17 protein-coding genes are annotated in these 15573 nt (G+C 70.1%); 5 read left to right on the forward strand and 12 right to left on the reverse strand.

What is annotated here, in order from left to right; genetic code table 11:
* Positions 1-7 precede the first annotated feature (7 nt).
* Positions 8-388, reverse strand: coding sequence for a helix-turn-helix domain-containing protein (locus ABLG96_RS18205; RefSeq protein WP_353648732.1), 381 nt, complete (start codon positions 386-388; stop codon positions 8-10).
* Positions 389-496: 108 nt separating this feature from the next.
* Between ABLG96_RS18205 and ABLG96_RS18210 the strand changes: the two genes are divergently transcribed.
* On the forward strand, positions 497-946 hold the full coding sequence (locus ABLG96_RS18210) for a nuclear transport factor 2 family protein (protein ID WP_353648733.1): 450 nt from the start codon (positions 497-499) through the stop codon (positions 944-946).
* A 42-nt stretch (positions 947-988) separates the two neighbouring features.
* Here ABLG96_RS18210 and ABLG96_RS18215 read toward each other — a convergent pair whose 3' ends face one another.
* Both ABLG96_RS18215 and ABLG96_RS18220 read right to left on the reverse strand, forming a co-directional pair.
* Positions 989-1780: a hypothetical protein gene (locus ABLG96_RS18215; RefSeq protein WP_353648734.1), complete on the reverse strand. Its 792-nt coding sequence runs from the start codon at positions 1778-1780 to the stop codon at positions 989-991.
* A gap of 261 nt (positions 1781-2041) precedes the next feature.
* A complete protein-coding gene (locus ABLG96_RS18220; RefSeq protein WP_353648735.1) occupies positions 2042-2905 on the reverse strand; it encodes an NAD(P)H-binding protein in 864 nt (287 codons plus the stop codon).
* Between the two features lie 380 nt (positions 2906-3285).
* Here ABLG96_RS18220 and ABLG96_RS18225 point away from each other — a divergent pair, with 380 nt between their 5' ends.
* Together ABLG96_RS18225 and ABLG96_RS18230 are read left to right on the forward strand one after the other, a co-directional pair.
* A complete protein-coding gene (locus ABLG96_RS18225) occupies positions 3286-3858 on the forward strand; it encodes a hypothetical protein (RefSeq protein WP_353648736.1) in 573 nt (190 codons plus the stop codon).
* Positions 3859-3907: 49 nt separating this feature from the next.
* The gene (locus tag ABLG96_RS18230; RefSeq protein ID WP_353648737.1) at positions 3908-4315 is read left to right on the forward strand and encodes a nitroreductase/quinone reductase family protein; all 408 of its coding nucleotides are present in this window, start codon (positions 3908-3910) and stop codon (positions 4313-4315) included.
* A 465-nt stretch (positions 4316-4780) separates the two neighbouring features.
* Here the strand turns inward: ABLG96_RS18230 and ABLG96_RS18235 are convergent, their stop codons facing one another.
* The 3 genes from ABLG96_RS18235 to ABLG96_RS18245 all read right to left on the reverse strand — a co-directional run bounded on the left by ABLG96_RS18235 (position 4781) and on the right by ABLG96_RS18245 (position 8475).
* Positions 4781-6832 carry a prolyl oligopeptidase family serine peptidase gene (locus ABLG96_RS18235; RefSeq protein WP_353648738.1) on the reverse strand — a complete coding sequence of 684 codons (2052 nt, stop codon included), beginning with the start codon at positions 6830-6832 and terminating at the stop codon, positions 4781-4783.
* A 69-nt stretch (positions 6833-6901) separates the two neighbouring features.
* A complete protein-coding gene (locus tag ABLG96_RS18240; protein ID WP_353648739.1) occupies positions 6902-7747 on the reverse strand; it encodes an MTAP family purine nucleoside phosphorylase in 846 nt (281 codons plus the stop codon).
* Positions 7744-8475, reverse strand: a complete 732-nt coding sequence (locus tag ABLG96_RS18245) for a class I SAM-dependent methyltransferase (RefSeq protein ID WP_353648740.1) — start codon at positions 8473-8475, stop codon at positions 7744-7746. Before ABLG96_RS18245 ends, ABLG96_RS18240 begins: the two co-directional genes overlap by 4 nt.
* Before the next feature lie 205 nt (positions 8476-8680).
* Here ABLG96_RS18245 and ABLG96_RS18250 point away from each other — a divergent pair, with 205 nt between their 5' ends.
* Positions 8681-8983 (forward strand): helix-turn-helix transcriptional regulator, encoded by a 303-nt coding sequence (locus tag ABLG96_RS18250; RefSeq protein ID WP_353648741.1) that lies wholly within the window; start codon positions 8681-8683, stop codon positions 8981-8983.
* Between the two features lie 197 nt (positions 8984-9180).
* On the opposite strand, the gene ABLG96_RS18255 is transcribed toward ABLG96_RS18250, so the two are convergent.
* The 6 genes from ABLG96_RS18255 to ABLG96_RS18280 all read right to left on the reverse strand — a co-directional run bounded on the left by ABLG96_RS18255 (position 9181) and on the right by ABLG96_RS18280 (position 13044).
* On the reverse strand, positions 9181-9603 hold the full coding sequence (locus ABLG96_RS18255) for a molybdenum cofactor biosynthesis protein MoaE (RefSeq protein ID WP_353648742.1): 423 nt from the start codon (positions 9601-9603) through the stop codon (positions 9181-9183).
* Complete coding sequence (locus ABLG96_RS18260; RefSeq protein WP_353651579.1) at positions 9600-10073, reverse strand: MogA/MoaB family molybdenum cofactor biosynthesis protein; 474 nt, start codon at positions 10071-10073, stop codon at positions 9600-9602. Before ABLG96_RS18260 ends, ABLG96_RS18255 begins: the two co-directional genes overlap by 4 nt.
* Positions 10074-10096: 23 nt before the next feature.
* On the reverse strand, positions 10097-10594 hold the full coding sequence (gene moaC, locus ABLG96_RS18265) for a cyclic pyranopterin monophosphate synthase MoaC (RefSeq protein ID WP_353648743.1): 498 nt from the start codon (positions 10592-10594) through the stop codon (positions 10097-10099).
* A 14-nt stretch (positions 10595-10608) separates the two neighbouring features.
* Positions 10609-12048, reverse strand: a complete 1440-nt coding sequence (locus tag ABLG96_RS18270) for an NAD-dependent malic enzyme (RefSeq protein WP_353648744.1) — start codon at positions 12046-12048, stop codon at positions 10609-10611.
* Between the two features lie 214 nt (positions 12049-12262).
* Complete coding sequence (locus tag ABLG96_RS18275) at positions 12263-12826, reverse strand: NTP transferase domain-containing protein (protein WP_353648745.1); 564 nt, start codon at positions 12824-12826, stop codon at positions 12263-12265.
* A 35-nt stretch (positions 12827-12861) separates the two neighbouring features.
* Complete coding sequence (locus ABLG96_RS18280; protein WP_353648746.1) at positions 12862-13044, reverse strand: hypothetical protein; 183 nt, start codon at positions 13042-13044, stop codon at positions 12862-12864.
* Between the two features lie 139 nt (positions 13045-13183).
* On the opposite strand from ABLG96_RS18280, the gene ABLG96_RS18285 reads away from it, so the two are divergent.
* A complete protein-coding gene (locus ABLG96_RS18285; protein ID WP_353648747.1) occupies positions 13184-15442 on the forward strand; it encodes a helicase C-terminal domain-containing protein in 2259 nt (752 codons plus the stop codon).
* The last annotated feature ends 131 nt before the right edge of the window (positions 15443-15573 follow it).

The raw sequence follows: 15573 nt of genomic DNA on the forward strand, positions 1-15573 counted from the left end.
GCCGGCCCTACTCGGCGCTCTCGTAGTTGATGCGGGCGGAGGCGATCTCGTCCATGTGTCCGTACGCCCAAGTCCGGATGGTCGAGATCGCCGCGCTCAGTGAAGCGCCGAGCGGGCTAAGCGAGTACGTCACCTGCGAGGGAACGGTCGGGACGACCGATCGCCGGACCAGACCGTCCCGCTCCAGGTTCCGCACGGTCTGGGTCAGCATCCGTTGGCTGATCCCCTCGACGTTGCGCTGCAGCTCACCGAATCGATGAGGGCCGCGGTCGAGCGCGTACAACACCAGCAGGGTCCACTTCTCGCCGAGCCGGAACACCACCTGCCGCGTCGGACAGGCTTCGGCCAGGACATCGAACCTGCCGTCTGCCGAAGGTGCTCCCGCCATCACAGCCTCCTGGTTACCGAAAAGTGCCTACTGCCGCACCGGATCCGACGCTGCCAGGGTAGTGACATGCCGACCGTCGGCACCCGACATCGTAAAGAGGACCCGAGCATGACCGACCAACGAAGCGTTACTGCCGACACTGCTTCCACCCTCCAGGGGTACCTCGATGCGCTGGTCAGCGGGGATCTCGACCGCATCGGCGCATTCTTTGCCCCCGACGCGACCTGGCAGATCCACGGCACAATGCCGCTCTGCGGGATCTACCGCGGCAGCGAGGAGATCATGACGCTCCTGTCCGGGGCACTGGGCGGGCTCTTCGAGCCGGGTACGCAAGCGTTCACCTTCGGCGCCGTCGTCGCCGACGGCGAGACAGCAGCCCTCGAGTGGAACGTGACCGGCACCGGCTCCGCAACGCATCGCCGCTACGACAACGACTACTGCGGCATCTTCGTCATCAGAAACAAGCGCATCCACGCCGTGCGCGAGTACTTCGACACCGATCACGTCCGGGAAGTCCTGTACGGGAGCACACGCTCCTCGACAGAGGTACCGGCGTGATCTGAAGTACGCCCGCGACCCGACCGATGAACCCTCCCGAGATCAACTGCGGGGCGCGCGGTGGGCGGCCAACAGCGACTCGACGGCCGCCAATTCTGCACGTAGTTCTTCGGCGCGCTGCTGGGCCAGGCTGAGCGCAGCGCCGTTCACCTCGTCGACCGCGGCACTCACCGTCGGTTCGCCGAACAGCTCGACCGCTGCTGCGACGACCCCGGGCGCGATCGCCGCGGCCTTGAGCACCGACTTGCCACCGCGGTTCGCCGTCACAGTCCAGTCGGTACCTGAAGAGGACATGGTGATCGTCACCGTCGGCGGACGGACGGCGGCCTTCCTGGGGCGTGCGGCGGACTTCGGAGCCACTGCCGATCTGGCGACCGGCTGCGACTTCGTGGATTCCGCCGATGTCGTGACTGCTGTCGACGCCGTGGCTGACTGCGTGGCGCCCGCGGGTGTCGGCGGGGTCGGCGCAGCTGCCACGCCTCCGGCAGTGGCTGCTGCACGGGGTTTCGGGGTGGCAGCCCGGCGCGGCGCTCTGCCGGCCACCGGTGCTCCCGCTCCGGCCGTCGACGCGAGTGCTGCGGCGCGACCCCGCTGGGGGAGCCGCAACTCCCTGGGCGCGAACCGCAGTACGTCGGTCAACCCGTCGAGCCGCACGCGAACCTGGATGAACTCCGGCCCCTCGATCTCCGGTTCGCCGACCGTCACGACCTGACCGGTGGTCTCACCACCGAACTGCTGGCCGGCGACCGTCACCTTCGGACGCTTGTTCTGTTCCAGTGCGGATCGCAGCCCTCCGACCTGTTCTTCGGTGAGACCTGCGGGGGTGCGTGCCATGGATGGAGCCTCTCGAGCGGGAATGCGCTGACCGCGCAGGAACGTCCCGACAAGTCTGACCGCCGCCACCGACAGCCGACCGCCGGACCCGCCGATCTCATCGGGGTTCGAGGAACTCCAGCCGGCTGTCGGGACGAAGCCGTCCTCCATCCCGAGGTGTATGGCTGACTGCGGCCCTGCTGCCCCGACTCGGCTCCGGCTCGTCATTGCGGCCCTCCGCGCACGGAGCTGAACGGCATCCTTCGCCCTTCGGGGCGACGGTCAGGTCCAGGCGTCGCGGTGGTCGTGGATGAACTGTTGCAGGGTGGTGGCCGGCCGACCCAGGATCCGAGGGATGTCCTGGGTGATCTTCCCGACCAGACCCAGCCGGGTGGTGATGTCGATGATCAACTGCACCCTGACGTAAGCGGGGTCCATCCCGCGCTCGCGCAGTTGGCGCCGTCGTTGCCACAGACCTTGCTGGAGGTACCGGACCGGCCGGCGGAGTTCCCTGCTGAACAGACCAGCGGCATCGGTGAAGGTCAAGGCCTGAGGACCGGTCAGGGTGAGTGGGTCGGTGCCATGCCCATCCAGGTCGGACAACACGGTGGCCGCGACCGCGGCGATGTCCCGGGTGTCGATGAAGGACACCCTCCCGCTGCCGCTCGCGAGCGGCAACTCAGAACGCAGCGAGATGTCCTGGCCGAATGCCGTGAGGAAGTTCTGGGCGAAGTAGGCGGGGCGCAACGCCGTCATCGGTACGCCGGAGGCCTTGACCAGCTGTTCCATCCGCCAGTGCGGTAGCGCCGGGTTGACGCCCATCACCGAAAGCACCACGATCCGACGGACCTGCTGGTTGGCCGCAGCGGTGATCAAGGGCGCCATCGCGGTGGCGACATCGCTGATCGCCGGTGGCCGCATCAAGAAGACCCGGTCGACCCCAGCGACGGCGGGGCCGACGGTGGCCGGGTCGGTGAAGTCCAATCGGACCACTTCCACCGCGGCCGGCAGTGCTGCCGTCTCGGGATCACGGACAGCGGCCCGCACGTGGTGCCCTGCGACTACGAGGTGCTCGAGCAGTGGCCGGCCCACCGTTCCCGTCGCGCCGCAGACCAGGACCACGCCCGTCCCTGCTGCAGGAGCCACCCGTTGACACTAGGCCGGGCGCCGCCGCTGCGACCCCGGGCCGACACCGGCAACTACCGCGATCCCGGGTGAGTATCGGCTGGTCGGTGCTGCTGATGGCGATCTTCGCGCCGCTGGCCCGTCGCGCTCACCGTCGACGCACCACCGACTGAGCAGCGTGACCCAGAGAATGGTGCTCGAGGCGGACCGCGGGCGTTCGGGCCCGCGGCCGGTCATGGCGACCCCTTCTCAATGGGTGCTCGGCTGTCACCCCTGGTGCAGACTCCGCCGCCTCAGCGAGCATTTTTCGCGGCTCGCCCGGTTGCCGCGACCCGGGGGCCGCTCATGCGGCAGACTGCGGGTGCATCGAGACAGCATCCGTGACCGCAGGAGGGACGTCGATGAGCGACGAGCAAACCACAGCACCCGGAGCCGGTGATCACCGGACCGGGTCTCGCATCCCGGCCAGCCCGAGCACACCGCCGCCCGGCGGACCGGCAGACCCTGCCCAGCGCACCGTCACACCGGTGGCACACCCGACGGTGGTGCTGAACCCCAACCCGCCACTCCCGGAATGGCGTCGGATCGGCTGGGGCGACGTCGTCATCGGCATCGCCGGTGTCGTCACGCTCATCTCGACCTGGTTGTCCTGGGGCAGCAACGACTTCGGCACCACCCCCTCGGCGTGGGGTGCCGGCACCTGGCCGGCCGGCGTCCTCGGGTTCCTCGCCGCAGCGTTCCACCTGGCGCGGCTGCTGCCGCCGGCGGACAAGGCGGTGGGCGCCCTGCTGCCGTTGCTGCTGTGCACAGCAGCGGTCTGGATTCCGATCGCCACCATCCCCGGCAACGGAAATGCCTGGGGGATCTGGACCTGCTTGGTCGCAGGCCTCGTGCTCACCGGATTCCTGCTGGCGGCCGCGATGATCGACCCGGCGCTCCGCCGCGCCGACGACCCGGACGACCTGTTCAACTGATTGCAGACCAGCCGAGCGCGTGCGAACTCCGCGGCGCACACTGGACCGCATGAGTGATTTCAACCAACAGATCATCGACGAGTTCCGGGCGAACGACGGGAACGTCAGCACCGCCGGCTTCGGCGACCGACTCGTCCTCGTGCACCATTTCGGGGCGAAGTCCGGCACCGAACGCATTGCGCCATTGATGGCGATCCCGCAGCCGGACGGCTCCCGACTGATCGCCGCCTCCGCCGGCGGCGGTCCGAAGGACCCGGCCTGGTACCACAACCTGCTCACGCATCCCGATGTCACCATCGAGACGCCGCAGGGCACCGTCGACGCGCACGCCGCGGAGGTTCCGGGGCCGGAGCACGCCGACGCCTGGAAGCAGTTCACCGATGCCTCGCCCGGCTTCGCCGACTACGAGAAGAGCGCCGGCCGCACCATCCCGGTGATCCGGCTCAGCCCGCGCTGACCGCGGCGAGGTCAACCGGGGCGATCCGGGTCAGCCGGCGCTGACCCGCAGCGAAGTCAACCGAGCAATCAGGCTCCGCCGGCGCTGACCCGCAGCGGGGTCAACCGGCGCTGAACCGGGGCGAGGTCAACCAGCTCGAGCATGGGCCCAGTGTCGGAGAACGGCCACGCACCGAGCATTCGTGCAGGAGCGATCGCCGAAATCCGCATCGCGCGGCCATTCTCCGTCAGTCGATCCGGACCGTCAGCCGCCGGTGGTGGTCGCGCACTCGTGCCGACCGGACGGTACCTGCCCAATCGGCCCGAGCGCGTGCTGGGCCGCGCCTCTCGGCGCAATGACACCGAACGGACGCGCCGCGCACCGGAGCCGACCCGGGCCGTACCCGCCGAATCGGCACCAATGCGCGCTGGATCGATTGGTTCGGCGTACACAAGGCCGACCGAGTGGCGGCCCTCGACAGCCAGGTCAGGGCGCGCCGAGACCCAGCACCGCGGGCAGTTTCGGCGTCGTCCCGTGCACCTGCTCATCGACGAAGCCGAGCGTCACCTCGTACCAGACCTTCGCGTGCTGGGGGCTGAGCACCCAGTGGTTCTCGTCCGGGAAGTAGAGGAACCGGTGCTGGGTGCTGCCGTCCGCCGCCGCAGGCAGCCCGGACTTCGCCAGCAGCTCGTACCAGAGCCGCAGGCCCTCGCCGATCGGCACGCGATAGTCCTTGTCACCGTGGATCACCAGCATCGGGGTGACGATCTTGTCGACGTGCAGGTGCGGCGAGTTGTCGGCGGCCATCTGCGGCGTCATCTCGATCTCCCAGTAGGAGGAGATGTCGGTCGTGGGGCCGAACTGGTCGAGCGCCCACAACGACGCGTGGGTGACGATGCCCGCGAACCGGTCGGTGTGGCCGGCCACCCAATTGGCCAGGTAGCCGCCGAAGGAACCGCCCATCGCCACCGTGCGGTCGCCGGCGATGTCGTCGCGTTCCTCCACGACGTCGGTGATGCTCATCAGGTCGGTGAACGGCTCGCTCCCCCAGCGCCCCCACCCGCGCTGCACGAATTCCTGACCGTAGCCGGTGGACAGCGCCGGATCGGGGAGCAGGACGGCGTAGCCGCGGGCGATGAAGTTCCACGGGCACCAGCGCCAGGTCCAGGAGTTCCACGAGCCGAGCGGGCCGCCGTGGATCCAGAGGGCGAGCGGAGCCGGCTCGCTCGCGGAGGCTGAGTCCGGCAGGGCCATGAAGGCGCGCACCCGGCTACCGTCGGCCGCCGTGGTCTCGACCTCGGTGAGGGTGCCGGGCAGCACCGGTCGCTCGGCCGGGTTCTGCAGCCGCGTCACCTGTCCGGTCGCGACGTCGATCCGGACGACCTCCGGCGGGAAGGCATAGCTGCTGCGGACGGCGAAGATCGTGGTCCCGTCGGGATGGATGTGCGCAGCCGAGTACGCCGCTGCGTCGGAGGTCAGCGCGGTGACCTCGCCGGTGGCGACGTCGATGCGGAACAGCGGCGCGCGGCCGTTGTCGTCGGCGATGACGAGGATCGCCGACCCGTCGGGGAACCATGCGACCGGTGTCGGCCAGCGGTCCCAGTCGGTGGCCAGCGGGCGCAGTTCACCCCCGGTCACGTCGAGCAGGCCGAGCGTGGTGGCCGGGGCGGTCTCCGGGGTGGAGCGCCGTTCGACGGACACCACGACGGTGGCACCGTCCGGGCTGATCGGTCCGGCCGAATAGTCGAACTCACCGGGGCCGCTGTCGGCGTTCCTCGAGGACAGCAGGGTGGTGCGCTCGGCGGTCGCGACGTCGATCCGCACCAGGTCGAAGGCGGAGGTGCCCCTGGCCAGCGGAGTCATCACGGACGTCACGACGACGGTGCCGTCGGGTGACACCCGGGGTTCGGCATGCTGCAGCGCCACGCCGATCCCTGGGGTGAGGTCACGGCAGCCGTCCACGTCGAGCAGGTGCGGCTGGGCGGGGCCGAGGTCGTGGTCCCAGAATCGCACCGGGTAGCCGGTGTGCAGGATCGCCGCAACCTTGTTGTCCTTGCGCGCGGTCCGCAGCTCGGCGTCGAGCTTCTCCTGGTCGTCAGCACCATCCGCCCCGGGCAGCACACCGGCGCTCACCAGCACCGTCGAAGCCGTGCGGGCCGGATGGACGCCGTCGATGCCGCCCTTGCGGGACAGCAGGACCGAGGCCTCACCGCCGGCCGCCGGCAGCGTCCACAGCTGGGCAGGCGGTTCGTCGTCGGACTTGTCCGGGTCGGGGCGCGCGGAGACGAACAGCAGATCGCCGTCGGCGGTGAAGGCCGGCGACGATTCGCCCTTCGTGCTGCGCGTCAGCCGCTGGGCAGGGCGCCGGTCGCGAGCGTCGATCTCCCACACCGAATTGATCCACTTCGTGCTCTTCTCGTCGAGCAGTTGGACCGTGGTCACCAACCGCTCGCCGTCCGGGCTCATGGCCAGTCCACTCAACCGGGGCAGCGCGTTGTAGATGTCGAGATCATGGAACGGGGTCTGGAAGTCGGTCACAGCATCGATCCTGGCACTGATCTCCGACAAGCGCTCGCACCGGGGACCTCGTTCACCGCCACCACCGGGTCAGCCGGCCCGGCCAGTGGGCAACGCGGCGAGGACCCGGTCGACAGCGTCCGGATCGGTGAGCATCCGCGGAACATAGTTGTCGTCGATGGCGACGGCCACCGCCAGGAGCGCAGCACGGATCCTCGGCTCGGCGCGCCGCATCCGCTCGAACACCACCGAGGCCTCGACACCGTCGGCCGAATCCTCGGTGTCGCGATCCGTCACGAATGCCAGGCTCACCAGGCCGATGTTCAGCTCGGCGGCCAGCACGGCCTCCGGGTACTGACTCATGTTGACCAGGTCCGCTCCCGTCGAACGCAGCCAGCGGGACTCGGCGCGAGTGGCGAACCGCGGTCCCTCGATGACCGCCGTCGTGCACGGTGAATGCACCTGTTCACCCAGCCCACGCACCGTGTCGACGGCCAGCGCGACCAGCACGGGACAGTACGGATCGGCCGCCGGCAGGTGCGACACACCGGCGTCCGGCAGCGTGCCGTCGAAGAAGGAGTCGCGACGGTGCTTGGTGTGGTCGACGAGCTGATCCGGGACGGCGAAGGCGTCCGGCGCGATGCCGGAGTTCAGGCTGCCGACGGCAGCGGACCCGATCACGGCCCGCACCCCGAGCTTCGCCAACGCCCAGATGTTCGCCCGGTAGTTGATCGCGCCCGGAGGCAACGAATGCCCCGTGCCGTGGCGGGCCAGGAACGCGATCGGACGCCCGTCGAGGACGCCCAGCGTGATGGGTCCGGACGGCGGGCCGAACGGGGTCGGCACCTCGACCTCGCGGGCGGACTGCTCCGCCAGCAGGGCATACACGCCGGAGCCGCCGATCACGGCCATCCTCGGACGCCGGTCGTCGATCACGAGTGTCCCCTCGATGCTGGGGTGGTGCTGTGTGGCACGAGCTGGGCTGCCCCAGGGTGTTCGAGCAGCGCGAACCGTCGTCCGGACGGTACCGCCCAGCGGGAGGCGACGACCAGGCCGGAGTCCTGCGCGAGGGCGGGCAGCGCGGCGTCGCCCACTTCCGCCCACGGGAACGACAGACTCGGGCCCACCTCGTCGAGGAGCCTGGCTCGGAACCGCGCACTCCGGGAAGGATCGCGGTGGGTCTCGACCAGGATCGAACCCGCGGGCTCCACCAGGGACGAACACCGACGCAGCAGGCCGACCGGGTCTCCGCCGATGCCGATGTTCCCGTCGAACAGCACCACCGCGCCCCAATGACCGGCGCGCGGCACCCGGTCGAAGATCGAGCGGCGCAACACAATCGCACCCTTGCGCCGTGCGATCGCCAGCGAGTGCGCCGAGATGTCGACTCCCAGCGTCGGTCGCCCGAGGGACGCGCCCGCGCCCACGATCCGGCCCGGCCCGCACCCCACGTCGAGGATCGGGCCGCGGGTACGTTCCAGGGCATCGATGTCCACGGCGTCGGCATCCGCCAGGAACGCGGTGACGTCGATCGGTTGTGGCATCCGGGCATCGTCGACGGCGATCAGTTGGATGTTCCCGCCCGCCTGCCGCAGGGCCCGCTCGTAGGGACTCGCCGCGCCGTGTCCGAAGTACTCGACCGCCGCAGCGCCGGGGGCCGTCACCCGCTCGCACCCGGCCGGCATGACGGCACCACATCGACAGCATCCGGTCTGTTGCGCACACCTCGAACGCTAGAGACCGGAGAGAACGGAACCGGGGGGCGGTTCTTACGGAATGCCAACATGCTCGGTGGCCTCACCACCCAGTTCGAACCAGCGGCAGATCTCCACTGTGCTACTGCGTGGTCTTGCGAAACCCGATCGAGGCGTGCCCGCTCTGGCCCCTCTGGATGCCGATGTGGCAGCGGCGCTCGGGGCGCAGGATCCGGGAGCTCAGGGACAGACGGGACGCACCCAGGATCAGCCGGCGCATTCGGCGGGTCCGAGCCGCAATCATCTCGAGCCGATCGAGCGAGGTCTGTCGGATCTCGCGCGTGCGACGCCGTGGAATCCTCACCTGTCGACGCTGTTGGCGCTGTGCGACGCGTTGGGGATCTCGTTGAGCACCATGACGGTTGATGTCTTCGGTCCGCCGACGAACGTCGAGATCGACGTCAGCGACCTGACCTGATCGGATGCCCGCGCGAGGGCCCATGCCAGCCCAGACCGGACAGGACAGGATCTCGACTCCTTCGTCGCTCGGTCAGCGTGGGGTCGCCCGATCAGCGTGGGGTCGCCCGATCAGCGTGGGGTCGCCCGATCAGCGCAGGGCCGCCCGATCAGCGCAGGGCCGCCCGATCGGCGTGGGGCCGACCGACCACCGGAAACTCAGGTCGAGCCGACCCACTCGTCGGTGCCGTCGGCGAAGAGCTGGCGCTTCCAGACCGGCAACCGTTCCTTCACCAGGTCGACGAGCTCGCTGCAGGCGGCGAACGCCTCGCGGCGATGGGCCGAGGAGACGGCAGCTCCGAGCGCAACGTCACCGACCACCAGGGTCCCGATGCGGTGCTGCACCGCCACGCTGACGGCGGGGTACCGGGCGACGATCTCGGCGGCGACCTCGGCCACCACACTGTCGGCGGTCGGATGTGCGTGGTACTCCAGGGCGTCGACGGCGCGTGCCCGGTCGTGGTTGCGGACCACACCGGCGAACGTCACCAGGGCACCGGCTGTCGCCGCTCCCACCGCCACCGCCAACGCGTCGACATCGATCGGATCGGCGGACACCCCGGCGACGGCGACCCCGTTCACACGCCCCCACCGCTGCGGTGATCGCCGCCGGCGAGTTGGGACAGTGCATGCTCCAGGACCCCGTCCAGCACGGCGAGTCCGTCACGCACCCCGCCTGTCGAGCCAGGAAGGTTGACGACCAGCGCACTGCCGGCGACGCCGCACAAGCCCCGGGACAGCACGGCCGTGGGAACCCCGGCCTCGAGCCCGGATCGCCGGATGGCGTCGGCCAGGCCCGGGATCTCCCGGTCCAGCACCGGTGCCGTCTGCTCGGGGGTGGTGTCGGTCGGCGAGATCCCCGTCCCGCCCGAGGTGATCACCACCACCGACCCGACGACAGCTGCACGCAGGGCCTCCCCGACCGCGTCACCGTCGGCCACCACGATCGGATCGGCGACTGTGAATCCCTTGTCCTGCAACCAGTCCACGATCACCGGTCCGGTGCGATCGGAGTAGACACCGGTCGCGGCCCTGGTCGAGGAGATGATCACCGAGGCTGTGCGCTGCTCGCTCATCAACCCGCCGGCCTGGTCCAGATCCCGGTCTTGCCGCCGGTTTTCGTCTCCAGTCGCACGGCGTCCAGCACCGCGGCCGGATCGACCGCCTTGACCATGTCGTGCAACGTCAGCCCCGCAACGGCCACCGCCGTCAACGCTTCCATCTCCACCCCGGTGCGGCCGGTGGTGCGCACCGTCGCTGTGATCCGCACCTCGTCACCCACCGGGCGCAGGTCGATCAGCACGCCGGAGATCGGCAGTGGATGACACAGCGGGATCAGCTCGGAGGTCCGCTTCGCCGCCATGATGCCGGCGATCCTGGCGGTCGCCAGTGCATCACCCTTGGGCAGTCCGCCCGAGGAGATCAGCTGCACCACACCAGAAGTCGTCCGCAGGACGCCAGTGGCCACGGCCTCGCGATCGGTGAGGTCCTTGCCGGACACGTCCACCATCCGCGCGGCGCCCGCGTCGTCCGTGTGGGTCAGCGAGCCCGGTGAGGCCTCCGGCGCTGTCATCGCGGGATCATCAGTCAGTCGCCGGTACCGGCGGCAGCCATCAGCGCCGATTCCTTGGCGCCGCCGCCGTGGTGCACCCCGGCGGCACTCACGATCGCCCTGGCCACCGCGGGGGCGACCTTCTCGTCGAACACGCTGGGCACGATGTACGAGGCGTTGAGCTGATCGTCGGAGACGACATCGGCGAGCGCTTCCGCTGCGGCGAGCAGCATCTCGTCGGTGATCTGGTGCGCCTGCGCATCCAGCAACCCGCGGAAGACGCCGGGGAAGGCGAGCACGTTGTTGATCTGGTTCGGGTAGTCCGACCGACCGGTGGCCACCACGGCAGCGTGCTGTTGGGCCTCCATCGGATCGATCTCCGGATCCGGGTTGGCGAGGGCGAAGACGATCGCGTCGGAGTTCATCGTTGCGACATCCTTGCCGTGCAGGATGTTCGGGGCGGACACCCCGACGAACACATCGGCGCCGGCAACCGCGTCGGCCAACTTCCCGTGCAGATCACCCTTGTTGGTGACCTCGGCGATCTGGGCCATGTTCGGGTCCATGTCGGCCCGGTCGCGGGTGACGATCCCGCGGATGTCGTTGGCGATGATGTCGGCGGCACCGGACCGCAGCAGCAGCCGGATGATCGCACTACCGGCTGCGCCGACGCCGGACACCACGATCTTGCAGTCCTGGATCTTCTTGCCCACCACCCGCAATGCGTTGCGCAGCGCGGCCACCACGACGATCGCGGTGCCGTGCTGGTCGTCGTGGAAGACCGGGATGTCGAGCAGTTCCCGCAATCGCGCCTCGATCTCGAAGCACCGAGGCGCGGCGATGTCCTCGAGGTTGATCCCCGCGTAGACCGGCGCCAGCACCTGCACGGTGCGGATGATCTCCTCGGTGTCGGTGGTGTCCAGACAGACCGGCCAGGCGTCGACACCGGCAAACTTCTTGAACAGCGCGGCCTTTCCCTCCATCACCGGCAGCGCCGCGGCCGGACCGATGTTGCCGAGGCCGAGCACTGCGGTGCCGTCGGTCACGACCGCGATGGTGTTGCGCTTGATCGTCAACCGGCGGGCGTCGTCCGGGTTGGCGGCGATGGCCATGCAGATCCGCGCCACCCCGGGGGTGTAGGCCCGGGAGAGATCATCGCGGGTACGCAGCGGAACCTTGGAGTTGACCTCGATCTTGCCTCCGAGGTGTACCAGGAAGGTGCGATCGGAGACCTTGCGGACCTCGACCCCGGGGAGTTCGTTCACCGCGTCGGTGATGGCGTTCGCGTGGTCCTGCGACTGGGCGTTGGTGGAGAGGTCGACGACCATCTGCCCGGCCGTCGACTCGACGACGTCGAACCCGGTGATGACCCCGCCGGCCCTCCCGACGGCCATCGTCAGATCGCCTGCCGCCGTCGCCGACGGGGGCGCGGCGATCCGCATCGTGATCGAGTATCCGGGACCGGGTACAGCCATCGGGGGTACAACTCCTTCGCAGCCGTTCCGCCCCGCCGGCACGACCGGACGCCCGCACGAGCCTAGTCGGCCCGTCCGATTCGTCGCACCGCCGCCGACTGCGGGGAACCCGCGACCTCGGTCGTGCCGGGTTCGGCCCGCCGCCCCGTGGGTCTGACCGTCCCGCCCGCGCCCGGTCTGCCTGCCCAGCCGGGTCCGACCGTCCCAGCCGGGTTCAGTCGTCCTGGTCGGATCCGGGGGGCCGATCGACGTCGGCGCCGTCGGCGAGGTCGCCGCACTCGATCAACCGCACCCCGTTGGCCGTCAGATGGCGGGACCCGCCGGCGTCGGGTTCACTGCGCGCCAGGCTCTGTCGGAGCGCATCCAGATGGTCGCTCCCGATCAACACCGGGTGACCGGGCAGGCCTCCGTAGGCGGCTCTGATCAGTGCGCCGCGCGGCCGGGGTCCCGCCTCGGCAAGGAGTCGCTCCGACACCGCTGCGGTGACACCCGGCAGGTCGACGAGCATCACGAGTACCGCGTCGACGTCATCGGGGACGGCGCCCAGCCCCACCCGGAGGCTCGAGGCCATGCCGGCGTCGTGGTCCGGATTGACTGCGATCGTGCTGCGCCCGAGGACCAGCGCAGTCACTGCGTCGGCGGCAGCACCGACCACGACGATCTTCGTCGAGCAGGCTGCGAGGACGTCCAGCGCGTGCAACACCCACGGCCCGGAGCCGGTGTCCGCCAGGGCTTTCGGACCGCCGTAGCGGCGGCCGCTGCCCGCTGCCAGCAACACCCCGACCAGCCGGACGGGCTCAGCGACCGACGGGTTCAGCGGTTGATCACCGTGGTCGGATGGATGTATGTGATCTCCGAGGGATCGACCGGGAACTCGATCTCGCCGAAGGGGGACAGCGCGCCGACCCGGTCGGTGGTGAACTCGCTCAGTGCGTGTTCACCCTGGGGAACCTGCGGCCAGGTCGGATCGATTCCTACGCCACGCTTGCCGGCCATCAGCTCTGCCTCATCCCGTGCTCGTCGGCCGTCCGGATCGGCCGGCCTGCTGCTCCCGATGATAGGTCACCCGACGCAGGTCGGAGCGGATCGGACAGGACCGTCGGACGCTCGCGGAACCCTGCGTACCGTTGTGGGGATGCCTTCCTCCCGACCTGCCACGGAGACGGCCGCCTCCTGGCTGCGCCGGCAGGAGGAGGCCGCGCTGGTCCAGCTGCTGCGCACCCGGCCAGACCTCGCCATTCCGGCCCCGAGTGATCTCGAGGTGCTGGGCCGTCGGCTCGACACGCCGACCTCGGTACACCGGGTGCTGGAGTCGTTGGACGCACTGGCGATCCTCGTGCTGCGTGCGCTGGCCGTGCTCGAGGCGCACCGTGCACCGGTGACCTCCACTGCGCTGCGGGCCTTGTTCCCGTCCGACCGGTCGTCCGAGGTGACGTCCCGGCTGCGCGCGCTGGAGTCGCTCGCTCTCGTCCGCTCCACGGGCGGCGGACGGCTGTCCACTCCCAGCGCAGTGATCGACGCGGTCGGCCCCTACCCGGCCGGCTTCGGCGCGGCCGGCCGGCTGTCCCCGGCACAGGCGCGCAAGGCGGTGGCCGGGCTGGACGACTCGGCGCTCGGCCTGCTCCACAGGTTGGACCAGGGCCATCCGCGCGGGACCTTCCTGCCGGACTCCGCCGCCGCCGCCCTGGCGCACTCGTTGGTGGAGCGATCCCTGCTGACGGCGGTCGACCGCACCACCGTGGAACTACCACGGGAGGTCGCTCTGGTGTTGCGGGGTGATGCCCCGCTCGGCGTCGTCCCGATCGCACCGGATGCCGGGATCCGCCGGGGCGATCACCGCAGGGTGGACGGCACCGCAGCCGGCGAGGCACTGGCCACGCTGCGCCGGATGGCGGCCTTGCTGCGGATGTTGGAGCGTGCGCCGGCGACCGCCCTCAAGTCCGGAGCCGTCGGGATCCGCGAGCTGCGCCGGATCGCCCGCGATCTGGACGTGGATGACCACCACACGTCCCTGCTGCTGGAGCTGGCCGCGGTCGGCGGGCTGATCACCCAGGTCGACGGCCAACGGATCGGCGCTCCTGCCGGTTGGCACGCGACCCTCGCCGCGGAGGAGTACCTCGAGCGTCCGGAAGCCGCGGCCTGGGCGTCGTTGGTCTCCTGGTGGCTCGAGATGCGCCGCGACCCGTCCCGGACGGGCGAACGCGATGAGTCGCAGAAGGTGTTGGCGCCGCTCTCACCGGAGCTGTCGTGGGTGCGGGGTCCGGCCGACCGACGCTTCGTGCTGAGCATGCTCGCCACGCTGCCGTCCGGCATCGGTCTCGGCACCCAGGAGCTGCTGGCGACCTTCGCCTGGCGGGCGCCCATGCGATCGGCCACCCGACGGGAATCCGTTGCCCGCACGACCGTCACGGAGGGCACCTGGTTGGGGCTGCTGGCCTTCGACGCGCTGTCTTCGGCGGGCAGGCAGGTGCTGGACGGTGATCTGGAGGCTGCCGCGACCGCTCTCGAGAGCGCACTGCCGAAGCCCGTCGACCGGGTGCTGATCCAGGCCGACCTGACGATGGTGGCTCCTGGTCGGCTGGAACCCGCAGTGCGGCAACAGCTCGAGCAGGTGGCACGACTGGAGTCCGCCGGCAGCGCCAGCGTGTACCGGGTCACCCCGGACACCCTGCGCGGCGCACTGGACAGCGGACTGACGGCCGCCGACCTGCACAGCCTGTTCGCCGCCCGGTCGGCGACCGGCGTGCCACAAGGGCTGACCTACCTGATCGACGACACCGCCCGCCGTCACGGGGTCCTGCGCGGTGGCGCCGCGGCCGGTTACCTGCGCAGCGACGACCCAGCCCTGATCAGCGAGGCGATCCGGGTCGCGCAGACCGCCGGGCTGTCCGTCCGACGACTCGCCCCGACCGTTGCGGTGAGCTCCGTCGATCTGCTCGACCTGTTGGAGGTGCTGGGGGACAAGGGAGTTGCGGTCGCAGCCGAAGATGCTGCGGGAGGCCTGATCGACCTGCGTCCGGCACGTCCGCGCGCGCGCGCGACCCGTGCCGCACCGCAACCCCAACGCGAGTTCGCAGCGCCGGACGAGCGTCAACTGCGCGTCCTGGTGGAACGCATGGTGCAGGGCGACCGGGTGCGCCCGACGACCGTTCCACAGACCGCCGCCGAGGCGATGGTGGTGCTGCGCAGGGCCGCCGCCGAGAACCGCTCGGCCTGGATCGGTTACGTCGACGCGGAGGGCGGTACCTCGCGCCGGATGGTGAAACCCGTAGTCGTCTCCGGCGGCATGATGGTGGCCCACGACTCCCTCCGGTCGGCGATGAGAACCTTTGCGCTGCATCGCATCACCGAGGCACAGCTGGACGACGAAGTGAGTCTCCCGCCGCCTCCCTGAGCAGGCGCCCCAGGACGTGATCGCCACCGGCCATGCTCCGCCCCTTGAGCTGCGTCAGGAGTAAGGGGCGCCAGAGTTCTCCTCACCGGATCAGGGGCCGGGGGTCGCCTGCGGGGCGTCAGTTTCTCCTT

Source organism: Nakamurella sp. A5-74, assembly GCF_040438885.1.
Taxonomy (GTDB): Bacteria; Actinomycetota; Actinomycetes; order Mycobacteriales; family Nakamurellaceae; genus Nakamurella.

Excerpts from the sequence above, each read along its gene's own strand:
- ABLG96_RS18205 (WP_353648732.1), bottom strand. The coding sequence starts at position 388 with ATGGCGGGAGCACCTTCGGCAGACGGCAGGTTCGATGTCCTGGCCGAA.
- ABLG96_RS18210 (WP_353648733.1), top strand. The coding sequence starts at position 497 with ATGACCGACCAACGAAGCGTTACTGCCGACACTGCTTCCACCCTCCAG.
- ABLG96_RS18215 (WP_353648734.1), bottom strand. The coding sequence starts at position 1,780 with ATGGCACGCACCCCCGCAGGTCTCACCGAAGAACAGGTCGGAGGGCTG.
- ABLG96_RS18225 (WP_353648736.1), top strand. The coding sequence starts at position 3,286 with ATGAGCGACGAGCAAACCACAGCACCCGGAGCCGGTGATCACCGGACC.
- ABLG96_RS18230 (WP_353648737.1), top strand. The coding sequence starts at position 3,908 with ATGAGTGATTTCAACCAACAGATCATCGACGAGTTCCGGGCGAACGAC.
- moaC (WP_353648743.1), bottom strand. The coding sequence starts at position 10,594 with ATGACAGCGCCGGAGGCCTCACCGGGCTCGCTGACCCACACGGACGAC.
- ABLG96_RS18270 (WP_353648744.1), bottom strand. The coding sequence starts at position 12,048 with ATGGCTGTACCCGGTCCCGGATACTCGATCACGATGCGGATCGCCGCG.
- ABLG96_RS18280 (WP_353648746.1), bottom strand. The coding sequence starts at position 13,044 with ATGGCCGGCAAGCGTGGCGTAGGAATCGATCCGACCTGGCCGCAGGTT.
- ABLG96_RS18285 (WP_353648747.1), top strand. The coding sequence starts at position 13,184 with ATGCCTTCCTCCCGACCTGCCACGGAGACGGCCGCCTCCTGGCTGCGC.